Genomic DNA, 16940 nt, shown 5'->3' on the forward strand with positions numbered 1-16940 from the left:
CCGTGTCAGTGGACGCGCTGCGCGGCCGGTTCGTCGTCCTCGCTGCTGCGCGCCGAAAGAATTTTCGCATGCGGGGCCCGGCAGTCGGGCGGCTCGATGCTGATGCGCGGCAGCCATCGGTCCAGCCGGCGCGGCAGCCACCAGTTGGCGCCGCCCAGCATGTGCATCAGGGCGGGAACCAGCAGGGTGCGCAGGACGAAGGCGTCCAGGGCGACCGCGGCGGCGAGTGCGATGCCGAACATCGCGATGACTCGGTCTCCGCTGAGGACGAAGGCGAGGAAGACGGAGATCATGATCACCGCGGCGGAGTTGATCACCCGGCTGGTCTCGGCGAGGCCGACCCGGACCGCCCGCCGGTTGTCGCCGGTCTCCAGCCACTCCTCGTACATCCGGCCGACGAGGAACACCTGGTAGTCCATGGAGAGGCCGAAGAGCACGGAGACCATGATGACCGGGAGGAAGGGTTCGACGGGCCCGGCGCTGCCCAGCCCCAGCAGTTCGCTCCCCCATCCCCACTGGAAGATCGCGACGACGACGCCGAAGGAGGAGGCGACGGCGGCCACGTTCATCACGGCCGCCTTCAGCGGGATGCCGATCGACCGGAACGCCAGTAGCAGGAGCAGGCAGCCGAGCCCGATGACCGCGCCGACGAAGAGCGGGAGTTTGCCGATGATGATCTGGGCGAAGTCGTCGTAGCCGGCCGTCTCACCGCCCACATACGCGTGCAGTGAGGTGTTCTCCTCGGTGTGCGGCAGGACGTCCGTGCGCAGCCGGTCGACGAGTGCGCTTGTCTCCCGCGACTGCGGCGACGAGGCCGGGACGACGGTGACGAACGCCGCGTCGCCGCCGCTGTTGTACGTGACGGGGCTGACCGAAGCGACACCGTCGGTGGCCCGGAGGGTGGCGGGCAGACCGTCCATCGCGAGCCGGTCGTCGGCCCCGTCGAGCTGCGCGGCGATGGTCAGCGGGCCGTTGACTCCGGGCCCGAATCCATCGGCCAGCAGGTCGTACGCCTGCCGGGTGGTGGACGACGCGGCGTTGTTGCCCTGGTCGGAGCTGCCGAGATGGAGCGCGAACGTGGGCAGTGCGAGGACGAGCATCACCACGGCGGCGACCGCGCCGAGCAGTTTGGGGTGGCGTTCGACAAACGCCGACCAGCGCGCGGCGAAACCGGTGGGCAGCTCGGGCTGCGGTCCGTACTCGGCGAGCTGCTTGCGCTCGCGCCGGTTCAGCGCCCGCATCCCGATGAAGGAGAGCAGCGCGGGCAGCAGGGTCACCGAGGCGGCCACGGTCAGCACTACGGTGAGCGAGGCGGCTATCGCGACACCATTGAGGAACCCGAGCCGCAGGATGAGCATGCCGAGCAGGGCGATGCAGACGGTGGCTCCGGCGAAGACGACGGCGCGCCCGGTCGTCGCGACGGCGTTCTGCGCCGCCTCGGCGACCGTCATGCCGCGCCGCAGTCCTCTGCGGTGCCGGGTGACGATGAACAGCGCGTAGTCGATGCCGACGCCGAGCCCTATCAGCATGCCGAGCATGGGAGCGAAGTCGGCGACGGTCATCAGGTGCCCGAGCAACACGATGCCCGCGTACGCCGTTCCGACGGAGACGAGGGCGGTGGCGATGGGCAGCAGGCTGGCGGCGAGCGAGCCGAAGGCGAGGAAGAGGACGACCGCGGCGACGACCACTCCGATGGCCTCGCTGAGATGGGCGGACGGTGCCTCGGTGAGGGCGACGGCGGGGCCGCCCAGCTCCACCTGGAGTCCGTCGCCGGCGGCCGCCTTCGCGGTGTCGACGACGGACCGGGCCTGCTGCACCGGGATGTCGTCGGCCTGCCGGTCGAAGGTGATCGTGGCGTAGGCGGTGTGCCCGTCCGCGCTGATCTGCCCCGCGCCGGAGGCCCCGTAGGGCCCGGTGACGCCGCCGACGCCGGGCAGTTGCTCGATCTCGTGGAGGGTCCGGGTCATCGTCTGCCGGACGTCGGCGGCCTGGACGGTGGAGTCGCTGGTGTGCCAGACGACGGTGTCGGTGTCGCCGCCGAGGTCCGTGAATCCGCTCTTGAGCAGGTCGGTAGCCCGCCCGGACTCGGTGCCGGGCACGTCGTAGTTGTTGGAGTAGGAGGACCCCGCGAATCCCGCCGCGGTGGCCGCGCCGCCGAGGGCAAGCAGCCAGATGAGGACGGCGAGGAGACGGTGCCTGATGCACCAGCGGGCGATGGCAGCCAACGGACATGCTCCCTGGTGATTTGTGGATCTTTTTCGGGAGATCTGATGAACAGCCCGCAAAGAACACCTGACCTGAGAATCGTCACTCTGGCAGCCGTCAGTGATCCTTTGCCCGTTTCGTGGCGATGCTCACAGGGACTGATATTTCCCCTACGCCTGCCGCGTCGGCGGGGAGTGCGGCGGCAGCGTCACGGAGGATCCCGAGGATCTCCCGCGCGACGCCGTACGGCAGCTCCAGGGAGTCGGCTGCCGCGCAGCCGAGGAGCAACAGCACGCTCCGGTCGAGCGGATTTCCGTCGGGGCCGATCGCGTCGTACCGCCGGGCCGCCCACAACGCCGCCTCCGTCGACGCCGCCTCGTCCCGGTACGGCACATGCCGCTCGCTCAGCGACTTGATGTCCAGGCGCCCGTCGGGGAGCAGATACACCGCGTCGAGATGCGCCGTGTCACGGGTGCCGAAGAGCTCGTCGACCGCATCGCTCAGATGGTCGCGGGCCTCGACGGCCAGCCTGCGCAGGAACGTGGTGCAGGTCCATGCCTCCAGCGACGCCCCGTACCCGTCCTCGTGGTCCTCGCGCAGGCCGGCCCGGCCGCCGGGGCTCTGCAGCTGGATGCCCTCCCGGGCCTGGCTGTCGGTGCCGCCCGACCGGGGTGCCCTGCCGCCCGACGATGTACGGCGCCATGCCCACCAGGGCGAAGGTCAGCGGGACGGTCTGCTCGCCGCCCGGTTCGGCGGCGAGCAGGCGGGCGCACTCCAGGACGACGGGGTCCGCCCCGTCCGGGGTGGACCCCGTCGTGACGCCGGACCAGTTCTCGATCGGTTCAGTCATGATCGTGAATACGTCCGTCGCACGGGGCGCGGGTCCGCGTGTCCGCGGCGGTGTCCGGCGGTCAGCCGGAGACGCTCGCCCGGCCGTTCTCGATGTGCCCCATCAGCCGGCGGCGGAACACGTCGTCCCCGTCGACGGTGACGGACAGGTCGTACCAGCCGTGCGCGTCGGCGGCCGAGTGGACGACCGTACGGCTCCGGCCGGGCTTGACCTTGATGGTCCGGGTCCAGTCGCGCAGGTCCGCCTCGTCGACGTACCCCAGCGGCCGGACGGTGAAGGTGAGCGTCCGCTGCCCGGTGTTGCGCAGGGTGACGTGCAGATCGCGCTCGTGGGCATCGATCCAGGTGGCGACCTCGGGTCCGCCGGCGGCAGGTCCTGCGAACTCGCGCCGGAAGCCGTTCGGCCCGGTCACCGTGAACCGGTACGCGTCACCGGTGAGGGGGACCGTCCATTGCGCCGTGCCCCGTACATCCTGGTGCTGCGGGACGGGAAACTCGCCCGCGTACGGGTACAGCGCGAAGTGCGCCGACGAACGGCCCGTGTTGCTGAGGGCCACCCGCACTGCCCCGTTCGCCACGGTCGACTGGGCGTCCGGCTGGTACGGCAGCGGACGGGCGGGCCGGGCGCCGGGCTCCTGTACGGGCATCTGCTGGACGGCCGGCGGCTTCGGCTGCCAGCGTCCGCTGAAGGCCGGAATGGCGCCGGGCTGCTCGACCTCGGGCCTGCGCAGCCCGCGCGTGAAGTCGAACGCGGAGGTCAGATCGCCGGTGACGGTGCGCCGCCAGTCACTGATGTTCGGCTCCTTCACACCCGTCCACCGCTCCAGGAAGCGGATCACCGAGGTGTGGTCGAAGACCTCGGAGCAGACGTAGCCGCCCACGGTCCACGGCGACACGACGAGCAGCGGCACCCGTATGCCGAGGCCGGTGGGCTTGTTGTCCCACTGTTCGTCGGTCACCTCGGGCGGTGCCACGGGCGGCGGAACGTGGTCGAAGAAGCCGTCGTTCTCGTCGTAGTTGATGATGACGGCGGTGTGCCGCCACACATCGGGGTGCTTGCCCAGCGCGTCCAGGACCTTGTAGACGATCGTCGCGCTGTGGATCGGGGAGGAGACACTCGGGTGCTCCGAGTCGACCGCCGACGGCACCAGGTAGGAGACCTCGGGCAGCGTGCCCGCCGCCACATCCGCGGCGAACGCGTCGGCCAGCGTGCCGGTCTCGACCCGGCGCAGCGCCCGCTCGAACAGGCTGCGTTCCGTATCCGTCAGCGTGGCGACACCGTCCTCCAGCAGACCGAGCAGCCTGGCCCGCTCCGCCGCGTCGTCCGTGCGCCGCACAGCCGCGTAGAAGGACTCCATGTACGTGTGGCCACCGGTCTTCGCCAGCGCCTTGCGGGCGATCGCCTTGAAGGTGGCGAAGAACTCGATCTGGTTGTCGGTGAAGTTCTCCCACTCGGTGTACGTCTTCCAGCTGTGCCCGGCCTCCTCCAGCCGTTCCGCGTACGTGGACCAGCCGTACCCCGGATGGGTGCCCTCGCTGTACGCGTCGTTGCCGACCGCCCGCTTGCCGTTCGCCTCGAAGCCCGTCTTCCCGCTCCACAGGTGGTTGCGGTTGGGGCTGGTGGAGGTGTGGATGGACGAGTGGTAGGCGTCGCAGACGGTGAAGGTGTCGGCCAGTTCGTAGTGCAGCGGGATGTCGCGGCGGTCGTAGTACGCCATGGTGGCGGCCGTCTTCGCGGTCACCCAGCCGTTCATCCAGCCGCCGGCCCATGCCTTGCCGCCGCCGCTCCAGGAGTGGTCGAGGGCGCCGATGTACTGGAGGTCCTTCTTCTGCGTCGCGGCGGCATCCCGGACCGGGAAGGGCAGCACGGAGGTGCCGGCCGCGCCCGGCTGCTCGAAGACCGGCTTCCCTGAGGGCAGCTCGATCGCGTTGCGGTCGCCGAACCCGCGTACGCCGCGCAGGGTCCCGAAGTAGTGGTCGAAGGAACGGTTCTCCTGCATCAGGATCACCACGTGCCTGATGTCCCCGAGCCCGCCGCCGGACTCCGCCGCAGGCGAAGGCTGTGCGGCCATCGCGGCCTGCAGCGACGGCGGCAGCAGCGAACCGGCCGCCGCGACGCCGAGCGCGCCGCCACCCAGTGCGAAGAGCCGACGCCGTGAAATGTCCGTGGTCAAGTTGAGCCTCCCGAGTCCGGTCGTACAGCGGGGAAGCTAATGAAGGCAGGTGGCTGCGGAAAGGCCACAGCACGGCCCGGCGGTGAACGTCCAAGAGGTCGCCGGGGAAAGCCCAAGCCGCAGGCCGCCGGTCTGAGCCCGGGCGTCGGCGAACGGCACGGCGCCGATGACGACGACCAGCAGGGCCGCGGGTACGGCAATGGTCGCCTCGGGCAGCCCTCCGGGGCGTACGACGGCGAACGCCCGCACCGCGAGGAGCAGCGCGACGGAGACGATTTCGGCGGTGACGGTGTTCAGCGGACCTTCTCCGGGCGCGGGAAGAACAGGAAGGGGCGGTGCACCCGGTCAACAGGTGCACCGCCCCTTCATCCGCATGCAGCGGCAGGAAGGGCTCAGCCTTCGACGCCGAGCTTCTCCAGGATCAGCTCGCGGACACGGGCCGCGTCCGCCTGGCCGCGGGTGGCCTTCATGACCGCGCCGACGAGCGCGCCCGCCGCCGCGACCTTGCCGCCGCGGATCTTGTCCGCGATGGCCGCGTTGGCGGCAATGGCCTCGTCGACGGCCGTGCCCAGCGCACCCTCGTCCGAGACGACCTTCAGGCCGCGCTTCTCGACGACGGTGTCCGGGTCGCCCTCGCCCGCGAGGACACCCTCGATGACCTGGCGCGCCAGCTTGTCGTTGAGGTCGCCGGAGGCGACGAGCTCGGTCACCCGGGCCACCTGCGCCGGGGTGATCGCCAGCTCGTCCAGGGCGGTGCCGGTCTCGTTGGAGTGACGGGCCAGCTCGCCCATCCACCACTTGCGGGCCTGGTCCGACGCGGCGCCCGCCTCGGTCGTGGCGACGATCAGGTCGACCGCACCCGCGTTGAGGATCGACTGCATGTCGAACTCGGAGACGCCCCACTCCTCGCGCAGCCGGTTGCGGCGTACGCGCGGCAGCTCGGGAAGTCCCTTGCGCAGCTCCTCGACCCAGTCGCGGGCCGGAGCGACGGGCACCAGGTCCGGCTCCGGGAAGTAGCGGTAGTCCTCGGCGTTGTCCTTGATGCGGCCGGCCGTGGTGGAGCCGTCCTCCTCGTGGAAGTGCCGGGTCTCCTGCACGACCTCGGCGCCGGAGTTCAGCACCGCGGCGTGGCGCTGGATCTCGTAACGGGCGGCACGCTCGACGGAACGCAGCGAGTTCACGTTCTTCGTCTCGGAGCGCGTACCGAACGTCTCGGTGCCGTTGGGACGCAGCGACAGGTTCACGTCGCAGCGCATCTGGCCCTGCTCCATGCGGGCCTCGGACACGCCGAGCGCCTTGATGAGCTCGCGCAGCTCGGCGACGTACGCCTTGGCGACCTCGGGTGCGCGCGCACCCGCTCCCTCGATCGGCTTGGTGACGATCTCGATGAGCGGAATGCCCGCACGGTTGTAGTCCAGCAGCGAGTGGGACGCGCCGTGGATACGGCCGGTGGCGCCGCCGACGTGCAGCGACTTGCCGGTGTCCTCCTCCATGTGGGCGCGCTCGATCTGCACCCGGAAGATCTCGCCGTCCTCCAGCTGGACGTCCAGATAGCCGTCAAAGGCGATCGGCTCGTCGTACTGCGAGGTCTGGAAGTTCTTCGGCATGTCCGGATAGAAGTAGTTCTTCCGGGCGAAGCGGCACCACTCGGCGATCTCGCAGTTGAGCGCGAGACCGATCTTGATGGCGGACTCGACGCCGATCGCGTTGACGACCGGGAGCGAGCCGGGCATGCCGAGGCAGGTCGGGCACGTCTGCGAGTTCGGCTCCGCGCCCAGCTCGGTGGAGCAGCCGCAGAACATCTTGGTCTTGGTGCCGAGCTCGACATGGACCTCAAGGCCCATAACGGGGTCGTACGTCGCGAGGGCGTCCTCGTACGGCACCAGGTCAGTGACAGTCACGGTGAAACTTTCCCTCTCAACCCAGCAGTACGTCGTCGTCGCCCAGGCGCTTCAGCTCTCGGCAGAGCAGAGCGATGCCGGTGGCGATGGCGGCAGCGGAGACGACGGCGTCGACCAGCCGGAGCGTGTCGTGCTCAAAGCGCGCCTTCTTGGCCTGCTTGAGCACGCTGATCGCGCCGAAGGCGGTGGTGCCGATGGACAGGTACGTACCGGTCTTGGACTTCTTGAAGCCCTTGGCCTTGGTCAGTGCGCTCACAGTGACGGAGCCTCCTCCAGCAGCGGGTGCCCCCACTTTTCCACGAAGGCGGCCTCGACTGCGGCCCCGACCTTGTACAGCCGGTCGTCCTTCATGGCGGGGGCGATGATCTGCAGACCGACCGGCAGACCGTCCTCCGGTGCCAGACCGCAGGGCAGCGACATGGCGGAGTTGCCGGCCAGGTTGGTCGGGATGGTGCACAGGTCGGCCAGGTACATCGCCATCGGGTCGTCGGCACGCTCGCCGATCGGGAAGGCGGTGGTCGGCGTCGTCGGGGAGACGATGACATCCACCTGCTCGAAGGCCTTCTCGAAGTCCCGCGTGATGAGCGTGCGGACCTTCTGCGCCGAGCCGTAGTACGCGTCGTAGTAGCCGGAGCTGAGTGCGTACGTCCCGAGGATGACGCGGCGCTTGACCTCGTCGCCGAAGCCGGCCTCGCGGGTGAGCGCGGTGACCTCCTCGGCGGACTTCGTGCCGTCGTCACCGATCCGCAGGCCGTAGCGCATGGCGTCGAAGCGGGCCAGGTTGGACGAGCACTCGGACGGCGCGATCAGGTAGTACGCCGACAGACCCAGGTCGAACGACGGGCAGTCCAGCTCGACGATCGTGGCGCCGAGCGACTTCAGCAGCTCGACCGACTCGTTGAACCGCTGGACGACACCGGCCTGGTAGCCCTCGCCGGAGAACTGCTTGACGACACCGATGCGCATGCCGTCGACGCTGCCGTTGCGGGCGGCCTCGACGACGGGCGGGACCGGGGCGTCGATGGACGTCGAGTCCAGCGGGTCGTGTCCGGCGATCACCTCGTGGAGGAGGGCCGCGTCCAGGACCGTGCGCGCGCAGGGGCCGCCCTGGTCGAGGGAGGACGAGAAGGCGACCATGCCGAACCGGGAGACGCCGCCGTAGGTGGGCTTGACGCCGACGGTGCCGGTGACGGCGGCGGGCTGACGGATGGAACCGCCGGTGTCCGTGCCGATGGCGAGGGGGGCCTCGTACGACGCGAGGGCGGCCGAGGAGCCACCGCCGGAGCCGCCCGGGACGCGGGTGAGGTCCCACGGGTTGCCGGTCGGGCCGAAGGCGCTGTTCTCGGTGGAGGACCCCATGGCGAACTCGTCCATGTTGGTCTTGCCGAGGATGACGACGTCGGCCGCCTTCAGCTTCTTGGTCAGGGTCGCGTCGTACGGCGGGACCCAGCCCTCGAGGATCTTCGAGCCGACGGTGGTCGGCATGTCCTTCGTGGTGAAGATGTCCTTGAGCGCGAGCGGGACGCCGGCCAGCGGGCCGAGCTTCTCGCCCGCAGCCTTCTTCGCGTCGACGGCGCGGGCCTGCGCGAGCGCACCCTCACGGTCGACGTGCAGGAAGGCGTGGACCTTCTCGTCGACCGCGTCGATCCGGGCCAGGTGCGCCTCGGCGACCTCGACGGCCGTGAGCTCACCGGAGGCGATCTTCGCGGCGATCTCGGCAGCGGTGAGCTTAATGATGGAGCTGTTGTCCGTCATGACTTTTAGTCCTCCCCCAGGATCTGCGGCACCTTGAAACGCTGCTGCTCCTGGGCCGGGGCGCCGGAAAGCGCCTGCTCGGGGGTGAGCGACGGACGGACCTCGTCCGCGCGCATGACATTGGTCAGCGGCAGCGGGTGGGAGGTCGGCGGTACGTCTTGGTCGGCGACCTCGGAGACGCGGGCGACCGCGCCGATGATGTCGTCGAGCTGACCGGCGAAGTGATCGAGCTCTTCGCCCTTCAGCTCCAGACGCGCCAGCCGTGCGAGGTGGACGACCTCCTCGCGCGTGATGCCAGGCATGCAGCGATCCTCAGGGGTGAGTGTTGTGGTTTTGGCCCCAATCCTATGGGGTCCGCCATGGGAGGGGCCGCCACCCATGGAACACTCCGCTCAGTTCTGCGCGTATCGGGGCCGGTCGGGCCCGTCGAGAAGGTCCCCCGTGTGTGTGAGGCGTCTTCGATGCCATGGGGGAGATCGAGGACAGGACGCCACCCGGACGTTCCGCCAGGCTCTCTATCCCTACCAGGCGGCCCGCCCGCTCACGTCGTCGCCGGACGCGAAGGAACCCCTCGCCCGGGAGACCGCTGCTCCAGCTCGGCCACCCCCGCCCCCGCCCCCGCCGCCGCGGCTGCGGCCGCAGCCGCGGCTTCCAGCTCGGCCGGCCGCCGCCAGCCGTGCTCGCCGCGCGCCCTCAGCCAGGCCGTCGTCTCCTGCGGCGGCATCGCGGCAGCCACCAGCCACCCCTGCACCGCGTCACAGCGCAGGTCCCGCAGCCGCTCCCACGTCTCGTCGTCCTCGACGCCCTCGGCGACGACCAGCAGGCCCAGCGAGTGGGCCAGGTCGATCGTGCAGCGGACGATCTCCGCGTCCTCGTGGTCGACGGCCAGCCGGGCCACGAACGACCGGTCGATCTTCAGCTCGCTGACCGGCAGCCGACGCAGGTGGACCAGCGAGGAGTACCCCGTCCCGAAGTCGTCGAGCGACATCTTCACGCCGTGCCCGGTCAGCCCGGCCAGCGTGTCCGCGGCGCGCTGCGGGTCCTCGAGCAGCACGTGTTCCGTGATTTCCAGCTGCAGGGAGCCGGGAGGGACGCCGTGCCGGGCGAGCCGGGCCGCGACGCTGCCCGCGAAGCCGGGGGTGTGGACGTCGCGCGGGGAGACGTTGACCGCGACCGGGACGAGCAGTCCCTGCGCCCGCCACCGGGCGACCTGCGCCAGCGCCGTCTCCAGCACGTACTCGGTGAGATGCGGCATCAGACCCGACGACTCGGCGATGGCGATGAACTCGTCCGGAGGGACCCGCCCGCGCTCCGGATGCACCCAGCGCACCAGCGCCTCGAGTCCGGCCACCTGCCCGTCGAAGCGGACCTTCGGCTGATAGTGGAGCTCCACCTCGCCGGCGTCCAGGGCGCGCCGCAGGTCACCGAGGAGACCGAGCCGGTCCGGGGTGTTGCTGTCCCGCTTCGACTCGTACACCTCGACGCCCGTACGGTCCCGCTTGGCCTGGTACATCGCCACATCGGCGCGCCTGAGCAGCCCTTCGGCGTCCAGTGCGTGCTCGGGGTAGACGGCGACGCCGGCACTGGCCTCCAGCACCAGGGTGAGTCCGTCGAGGTCCAGCGGTGAGGAGAGCTCGGCGACCAGATGGCGGGCGACGCGCTGGGCGCTGGTGGTGGAGTCCGCGGTCGGGAGCAGTACGGCGAACTCGTCGCCGCCGAGCCGCGCGGCCTCCGCTCCGCGCGGCAGGGCCAGCCGGAGCCGTTCCGCTATCTGCAGCAGCAGCCGGTCCCCCGCCAGATGACCGAGGGTGTCGTTGACGGCCCGGAACCGGTCGAGGTCGATCAGGACGAGGGCGGATCTGGCGCCGATGCTCTCGGCGTACTCCAGGGCCGTCCAGGTGCGTTCCAGCATCCACTGCCGGTTGGGCAGTCCGGTCAGCGGGTCCCGCAGCTGCTCCTCGGCTCTGGCCCGGGCGATCCAGAGGGTGGAGTCCAGGGCGATCAGCGGGACCGCGAAGAGCGGCAGCAGGACGGGGATGGCCATCGCGACGACACAGATCAGCGGGGCGATGCCGAGCAGGGCGACCACGACGAGCCCCTGCCGCAGCAGGGCTGTGCGTCCGATGGTCGGCAGTCCGCCGCCCTGGGGTGCCCGCGCATACCACAGGAGGACCCGGGTGACGAGGAGATAGGTGGCGGCGGCGAGGAGGACTTCCGGGACTGCGTCGACGCCCCAGTCGAGTGGCTGCCAGGGCGACTCGACGGTCTGCGCCTCACCGAACGCGGCGAGGACCAGCGCCGCCGCCCCTATCCCCAGAATGTCCACCGCCCCGTGCAGCAGCCCCTGCGACCAGCGGCGTCTTCGTGCCACGCCGACGAGGACGACGACGACCATGCTGACGAGTCCGGCGGGCACCCAGCCGTAGAGCAGCAGGACGGCCAGGGTGAGGGCGGCGCCGGATCCGGTCCCGCCCCACCAGCGGTCGCGCCCGAGGGCCACCAGATGACCGACGATGATTCCGGTGAGGACGGCGAGCGACCAGCCGGCCGCGCCGTCCGGGAAGAGCGCGTGCCCGTCGCTCACGCTCCGGTAGAAACCGGTCGCGAGCTGGACCGTGGCGATCGCCATGACGACGGCACCCACTTTGGGGGTGTGGCCGACGAAACCTTGCAGCCGCGACACCGGTCCGGCGCTCTCGGTCGGTTTCATTCCGTCCCTCTCACAGCCGGCGGTGCCGATGTCACCTGTTGTCCCGCTCCCATGCCACCACGGCCCCACGTCGGTCGTGCAGCCGGGGCTCGGCAGGCGCACGTCTCAACAGTAGGCCGCGAAACCCCCTACGGGCAGCGCTCTACAGCTGTTGCCCGAATGCAATCCGACTATCCGTCAGAATTGGTTGTGCGCCGAACGGTTGAACCCGGACGTCCCGACCGGGCCCCGTTGCCCGGACGGGACCGTTCCGTATCGCGTCCCGCCCCGTCCCGACCCCCGTCCGGCGCCATCGCGGCCCGCTACCCCTCAACCGGTTCGGCGACAGGCACAGCCGCCGCGCGCGCCGCTTCGGGCCCCTCTTCGAGCAGCACGGCGAAGCCCGCCCCGTCCAGAACCGGAACCTTCAGCTGCATGGCCTTGTCGTATTTCGAGCCCGGGTTGTCGCCGACCACGACGAAGGATGTCTTCTTCGAAACGGAACCGGTGACCTTGGCTCCCCGGCTCTGCAGGGCCTCTTTCGCACCGTCCCTGGTGTGGTCGGCCAGCGTGCCGGTGACGACGACGGTGAGGCCTTCGAGCGGCCGCGGCCCCTCGTCCTCGCCCGCGGCCTCGTCCGCCATCCGGACCCCGGCCTCCCGCCACTTGCGCAGGATCTCCCGGTGCCAGTCCTCCGCGAACCACTGGGTGACCGAGGCGGCAATGATGGGTCCGACCCCGTCGGCGTCGGCCAGCTCCTGCTCCGTGGCCGCCTCGATGCGGTCCATCGAACGGAACTGACGGGCCAGCTCCGCGGCCGCGACCGGACCCACATGACGGATCGACAGCCCGGTGAGAATCCGGGCCAGGGGAGCCTCCTTGGCGGCGGCGACGGATTCCAGCATCGCCACGGCGTTCTTCTTCGGCTCGCCGTGCTGATTGGCGAAGACCAGGGCGGTCTTCTCCTCGCCGGTCCTCGGATCGCGCTTGGGCAGTCCGCTGTCCATGTCGAGCACATAGGCCCGGATCGGCAGCAACTGCTCGATGGTCAGTCCGAAGAGATCGCCCTCGTCGCCCATCGGCGGTTCCACGGGCTCCAGCGGCCTGGTCAGAGCGGCCGCGGCAACGTAGCCGAAGTGATCGATGTCCAGGCACTTGCGGCTCGCGAGGTAGGCGACGCGCTCCCGCAACTGGGCCGGGCAGGAGCGCGCGTTGGGACAGCGGACGTCGATGTCGGCCTCCTTCATGGGCCGCAGCTCCGTCCCGCATTCGGGGCAGTGGGTCGGCATCACGAACGCCCGCTCTGTGCCGTCCCGCAGATCGACGACCGGGCCGAGGATCTCCGGGATCACGTCGCCCGCCTTGCGGATCACCACCGTGTCGCCGATGAGGACACCCTTCTCCTTCACCACGTTCTGGTTGTGCAGCGTGGCGAACTCGACCTCGGAGCCCGCCACCTCGACCGGCTCGACCTGCGCGTACGGAGTGACCCGGCCGGTGCGTCCGACGCCGACCCGGATGTTCACCAGCTTGGTGTTCACCTCCTCCGGCGGGTACTTCCAGGCGATCGCCCAGCGCGGGGCGCGCGAGGTGGAGCCCAGCCGGCCCTGGAGCGCGATCTCGTCGACCTTGACGACGACGCCGTCGATCTCGTGCTCCACGGAGTGCCGGTTCTCGCCGAAGTACGCGATGAACTCCCGTACACCGTCGAGGGAGTCGACGACCTTGTTGTGTCCGGCAGTGGGCAGGCCCCACTCGTGCAACAGCTCGTAGGCGTGCGAGAGACGGTCGATCCCGAAGCCCTCACGGGCACCGATGCCGTGCACCACCATGTGCAGCGGGCGGCCCGCGGTGACCTTCGGGTCCTTCTGGCGCAACGAACCCGCCGCCGCGTTGCGCGGGTTGGCGAACGGCTTGTCGTCGGCCGCCACCAGCCGGGCGTTCAGCGCCTCGAAGGCCTCCATCGGGAAGAAGACCTCACCGCGGATCTCGACCAGCTCCGGGATCCGGTCGCCCTTCAGCCGGTGCGGGATCTCGGCGATCGTACGGACATTGGGGGTGATGTCCTCTCCGGTGCGGCCGTCGCCGCGGGTCGCCGCGCGGGTCAGCAGCCCCCGCTCGTACGTGAGATTGACCGCGAGGCCGTCCACCTTGAGCTCGCACAGGAAGTGGTAGTCCGTGGTGCCGATGTCCTTGACGACGCGCTCGGCCCAGACCGCCAGCCCCTCGTCGTCGAAGGCGTTGTCCAGGGAGAGCATCCGCTCGCGGTGCTCGACCGAGGTGAACTCCGTCAGGTACGGCCCCGCGACCTTCTGGGTCGGCGACTCGGGCGTACGCAGCTGCGGATACTCGTCCTCCAGCTCCTGCAGCGAGCGCATCAGCCGGTCGAACTCGGCGTCGCTGACGACCGGCTGGTCGTTCACGTAGTAGCGGAAGCGGTGCTCCTCGATCTGCTCGGCGAGGAGCGCATGCCGCCCCTGTACCTCCGCGGGCACTTCCGACTGCTGTCCGCCGGCCATCGTCTTGTCCTCCCGTTACCCGATACCCGTTACTCAGGGTTGTCTGCGAGCGATCTCGCGGCCCGGGCGCAATGGGCGAGCGCGGCGCGCGCGTACGCGGGCGACGCACCCGCGAGCCCGCACGTCGGGGTGATGACCAAGGACTCGGCGAGAGTCCCCGGATTCAGCCCCAGCCTGCGCCACAGCGTCCTGACACCCATGACGCTACCGCCCGGGTCCGACAATGCGTCCGAAGCCGGGTCGGTGCCGGGCACCACTCCGAGGAAGAGCTGGGTACCGCCCTCGACCGCTTCTCCGATCGCCTCCTCCTCACGCTCGGTGAGCAAGGAGAAGTCGAACGAAATACCGTCGGCCCCGGCGCGACGGAGGAGCGCGAACGGGACGTCGGGTGCGCAGGTGTGGACCACCGTGGCGCCGTCCCCATTCACCGCCAGGACATCGCGGAGGGTGCCCTCCACCACCTGCCGGTCCACGGCCCGGTAGGTGCGGTATCCGCTCGCCGTGCGGATCCGTCCACGGAGTACACCGGTCAGGGACGGCTCGTCGAGCTGCAGGATGACCTGCGCGCCGGGCACCCTGCGCCGTACGTCGGCGAGGTGGTTCCGCAGCCCCTCCGTCAGGGAGCCCGCCAGATCGCGGCAGGCGCCCGGGTCGCCGAGCGCTGCCTCGCCGCCCCGGCGCTCCAGCGCGGCGGCCAGCGTCCAGGGGCCGACGGCCTGGACCTTGAGCGGTCCCTCGTACCCCTGGGTGAACTCCTCCAGGGCGTCGAGGTCCTCGCCGAGCCAGGAGCGGGCCCGGCGGGTGTCGCGGCCCGGCCGGTCACTGATCCGCCAGCCACTCGGCTCGACATGGCCGTACATGTCGACGAGCAGCCCGATGGTCCGCCCGATCATGTCCGCGCCGGGCCCGCGTGCGGGCAGTTCCGGCAGATACGGCAGCCCCTCGCCGTCCCCGAAGGACCCGGTGACGGTCTTCGCCGCCTCCCGCGCGTCTCCCCCGGGCATCGACCCGATCCCGGTGGCGCGGCACCCGCTGAACTTGCTTTTCTCGCTCACGCAGGAAGCCTACGGTCCGGGCCGCCGGGCCCGTCGCGGGGCGGGCCCGGCACAGCGCTTGCGCCGGTCCCTGCCCGGGTCCCGGTCCGGCCGCGACCCTGGTCCCGGCCCGGGTCCCGGTCAGCGCCCCGGGCGGACTGTCAGGTCGTTGACCTCGGCGTCCCGCGGCAGATCGAGCGCCATCAACAGCGTGGTGGCCACGGACTCCGGATCGATGAACCGGGAGGCGTCGTACTCCTTGCCCTCCTGCCGGTGGACCTTGGCCTGCATGGGGCCGGCGGTGCGCCCGGGGTAGACGGAGGTCACCCGTACCCCGTTCTCGTGCTCCTCGTGGCGCAGCGAGTCGGCGAGCGCCTTCAGGCCGTGCTTGCTCGCGGCGTACGCACTCCACTCCGCGTGCGCGCTGAGCCCGGCGCCCGAGTTCACGAAGACGACATGGCCCTGGGCGACCCGCAGCTGCGGCAGGAAGAGCCGGGTCAGCTCGGCGGGGGCGACCAGGTTGGCGTTGAGCTGGAAGTGCCAAGCCTTGGGCGTGAGGTCGCCGACCCGGCCGAGCTCCACGACGCCCGCGATGTGCAGCAGCGAGTCGAGCCGCTCCGGCAGCGACTGCTGGGCGAACGCCCAGGAGAGCCGGTCCGGGTTGCCGAGGTCGCCGACGAGAGTTCGGGCGCCGGGGTACAGCGCGGCAAGCTCCTTGGCGCGGCCCGCGTCCCGGGCCAGCAGCACGAGCTCGTCGCCCCGCTCCAGAAGACGGCGTGCGACAGCCGCGCCGATGCCGGAGCCGGCGCCGGTGATGAGATGAGTGGACATGGCCCCATGGTCGCATCCACCCGCCTGCCTACCGCAGCCCGGACCACTCCTCGAGGTACGCCAGGGCCCCGACCGCGTCCTTCGCGAAGAACACCAGCTCGGCGAGCGGAAGCGGCAGGAAGCCCTCGTCCTCCATGCGCTGGAACTGCTGGCGCAGCCCGTCGTAGAAACCCGCCGTGTTCAGCAGGACGACCGGCTTGTTGTGCTTGCCGTGCTTCTTCAGCTCCAGGATCTCGGTGGCCTCGTCGAGCGTCCCCGTACCGCCGACCATGATCACGACGGCGTCGGCCTTCTCCAGGAGCAGCGCCTTCCGCTCGGCGAGATCGCGCGCGATCACCATCTCGTCGGCGTTGGCCCGCGCCTTCGAGGCGAGGAAGTCCACCGACACCCCGACGAGCCTGCCGCCCGACTCCTGCACCCCGTCGGCGACGACCTTCATCAGCCCGCTCTCCGAACCACCCCAGACCAGGGTGTGCCCGCCGCGGCCGAGCCGTTCGGCGAACTCACGGGCGGGGCGGGTGTAGCGGTCGTCGAGGTCGGCGGCGGAGAGGAAGACGCAGATGTTCATGGATTCACCGTATGCGCCGCCACTGACACTCCACGGAGGCGGGGAAGAAAACGGCGGACGGAGTGGCTGCACCTGACATGACTTCCACCTCAGGACACCGCATCACCGTCGAGCCCGGCACCGAGCACGTGCGCGTGGTGCGCGACGGACAGCTGCTCGCCGAGAGCCGCCGTCCGCTCGTGCTGCGCGAGACGGGCTGTCCGGTGCGCTACTACCTGCCGCCGGCCGACGTCCGTACGGAACTGCTGACGGCGTCGGACACCCACACCCACTGTCCGTTCAAGGGAGATGCCTCCTACTGGTCACTGCCGGACGCGGCCGATCTCGTCTGGGCCTATCCGGACCCGAAGCCCGAAGTCGCCGCGATCAAGGACCACTTCTGCTTCTACGACACCGAGACCATCTCCGACTGATC

Annotated in this window: 14 protein-coding genes; 1 reads left to right on the forward strand and 13 read right to left on the reverse strand. The window is 70.4% G+C overall.

Annotation, left to right across the window (positions count from 1 at the left end; genetic code table 11):
* Positions 1 to 5: 5 nt before the first annotated feature.
* From OH809_RS13525 to OH809_RS13585, 13 genes are all read right to left on the reverse strand, one after another.
* Positions 6 to 2225: an MMPL family transporter gene (locus tag OH809_RS13525; protein ID WP_406515134.1), complete on the reverse strand. Its 2220-nt coding sequence runs from the start codon at positions 2223 to 2225 to the stop codon at positions 6 to 8.
* Between the two features lie 97 nt (positions 2226 to 2322).
* Complete coding sequence (locus OH809_RS13530) at positions 2323 to 2652, reverse strand: hypothetical protein (protein WP_406515135.1); 330 nt, start codon at positions 2650 to 2652, stop codon at positions 2323 to 2325.
* Between the two features lie 464 nt (positions 2653 to 3116).
* A complete protein-coding gene (locus tag OH809_RS13535) occupies positions 3117 to 5228 on the reverse strand; it encodes a phosphocholine-specific phospholipase C (protein WP_406422166.1) in 2112 nt (703 codons plus the stop codon).
* A 36-nt stretch (positions 5229 to 5264) separates the two neighbouring features.
* A complete protein-coding gene (locus OH809_RS13540) occupies positions 5265 to 5477 on the reverse strand; it encodes a hypothetical protein (protein WP_406422165.1) in 213 nt (70 codons plus the stop codon).
* 143 nt (positions 5478 to 5620) lie between these two features.
* The gene (gatB, locus tag OH809_RS13545; protein ID WP_406422164.1) at positions 5621 to 7129 is read right to left on the reverse strand and encodes an Asp-tRNA(Asn)/Glu-tRNA(Gln) amidotransferase subunit GatB; all 1509 of its coding nucleotides are present in this window, start codon (positions 7127 to 7129) and stop codon (positions 5621 to 5623) included.
* A 16-nt stretch (positions 7130 to 7145) separates the two neighbouring features.
* Entirely contained in the window at positions 7146 to 7385 is a 240-nt protein-coding gene (locus OH809_RS13550; protein WP_406422163.1) for a hypothetical protein, read from the reverse strand.
* Complete coding sequence (gene gatA / locus OH809_RS13555) at positions 7382 to 8884, reverse strand: Asp-tRNA(Asn)/Glu-tRNA(Gln) amidotransferase subunit GatA (RefSeq protein ID WP_406422162.1); 1503 nt, start codon at positions 8882 to 8884, stop codon at positions 7382 to 7384. The genes OH809_RS13550 and gatA overlap by 4 nt, the downstream gene beginning before the upstream one ends.
* Positions 8885 to 8889: 5 nt before the next feature.
* The gene (gatC, locus tag OH809_RS13560) at positions 8890 to 9186 is read right to left on the reverse strand and encodes an Asp-tRNA(Asn)/Glu-tRNA(Gln) amidotransferase subunit GatC (RefSeq protein WP_358862620.1); all 297 of its coding nucleotides are present in this window, start codon (positions 9184 to 9186) and stop codon (positions 8890 to 8892) included.
* Between the two features lie 239 nt (positions 9187 to 9425).
* Entirely contained in the window at positions 9426 to 11513 is a 2088-nt protein-coding gene (locus tag OH809_RS13565) for a putative bifunctional diguanylate cyclase/phosphodiesterase (protein ID WP_406425209.1), read from the reverse strand.
* A 383-nt stretch (positions 11514 to 11896) separates the two neighbouring features.
* Positions 11897 to 14092, reverse strand: coding sequence for an NAD-dependent DNA ligase LigA (ligA, locus tag OH809_RS13570; RefSeq protein ID WP_406422161.1), 2196 nt, complete (start codon positions 14090 to 14092; stop codon positions 11897 to 11899).
* Between the two features lie 29 nt (positions 14093 to 14121).
* Positions 14122 to 15147: a methionine synthase gene (locus OH809_RS13575; RefSeq protein WP_406422160.1), complete on the reverse strand. Its 1026-nt coding sequence runs from the start codon at positions 15145 to 15147 to the stop codon at positions 14122 to 14124.
* Between the two features lie 120 nt (positions 15148 to 15267).
* Positions 15268 to 15957, reverse strand: a complete 690-nt coding sequence (locus tag OH809_RS13580) for an SDR family oxidoreductase (RefSeq protein ID WP_406422159.1) — start codon at positions 15955 to 15957, stop codon at positions 15268 to 15270.
* A gap of 28 nt (positions 15958 to 15985) precedes the next feature.
* Positions 15986 to 16525 carry a TIGR00730 family Rossman fold protein gene (locus OH809_RS13585; RefSeq protein ID WP_406422158.1) on the reverse strand — a complete coding sequence of 180 codons (540 nt, stop codon included), beginning with the start codon at positions 16523 to 16525 and terminating at the stop codon, positions 15986 to 15988.
* 77 nt (positions 16526 to 16602) lie between these two features.
* Here OH809_RS13585 and OH809_RS13590 point away from each other — a divergent pair, with 77 nt between their 5' ends.
* Positions 16603 to 16938, forward strand: a complete 336-nt coding sequence (locus tag OH809_RS13590; protein ID WP_406422157.1) for a DUF427 domain-containing protein — start codon at positions 16603 to 16605, stop codon at positions 16936 to 16938.
* Positions 16939 to 16940: the final 2 nt, after the last annotated feature.

This window comes from Streptomyces sp. NBC_00873 (assembly GCF_045207415.1).
GTDB lineage: Bacteria > Actinomycetota > Actinomycetes > Streptomycetales > Streptomycetaceae > Streptomyces.

Coding starts and splice junctions, on each gene's coding strand:
- OH809_RS13565 (WP_406425209.1), bottom strand. CDS start 11,513: ATGGCGATCGCCACGGTCCAGCTCGCGACCGGTTTCTACCGGAGCGTG.
- gatA (WP_406422162.1), bottom strand. CDS start 8,884: ATGACGGACAACAGCTCCATCATTAAGCTCACCGCTGCCGAGATCGCC.
- OH809_RS13590 (WP_406422157.1), top strand. CDS start 16,603: ATGACTTCCACCTCAGGACACCGCATCACCGTCGAGCCCGGCACCGAG.
- OH809_RS13585 (WP_406422158.1), bottom strand. CDS start 16,525: ATGAACATCTGCGTCTTCCTCTCCGCCGCCGACCTCGACGACCGCTAC.
- ligA (WP_406422161.1), bottom strand. CDS start 14,092: ATGGCCGGCGGACAGCAGTCGGAAGTGCCCGCGGAGGTACAGGGGCGG.
- OH809_RS13580 (WP_406422159.1), bottom strand. CDS start 15,957: ATGTCCACTCATCTCATCACCGGCGCCGGCTCCGGCATCGGCGCGGCT.
- gatC (WP_358862620.1), bottom strand. CDS start 9,186: ATGCCTGGCATCACGCGCGAGGAGGTCGTCCACCTCGCACGGCTGGCG.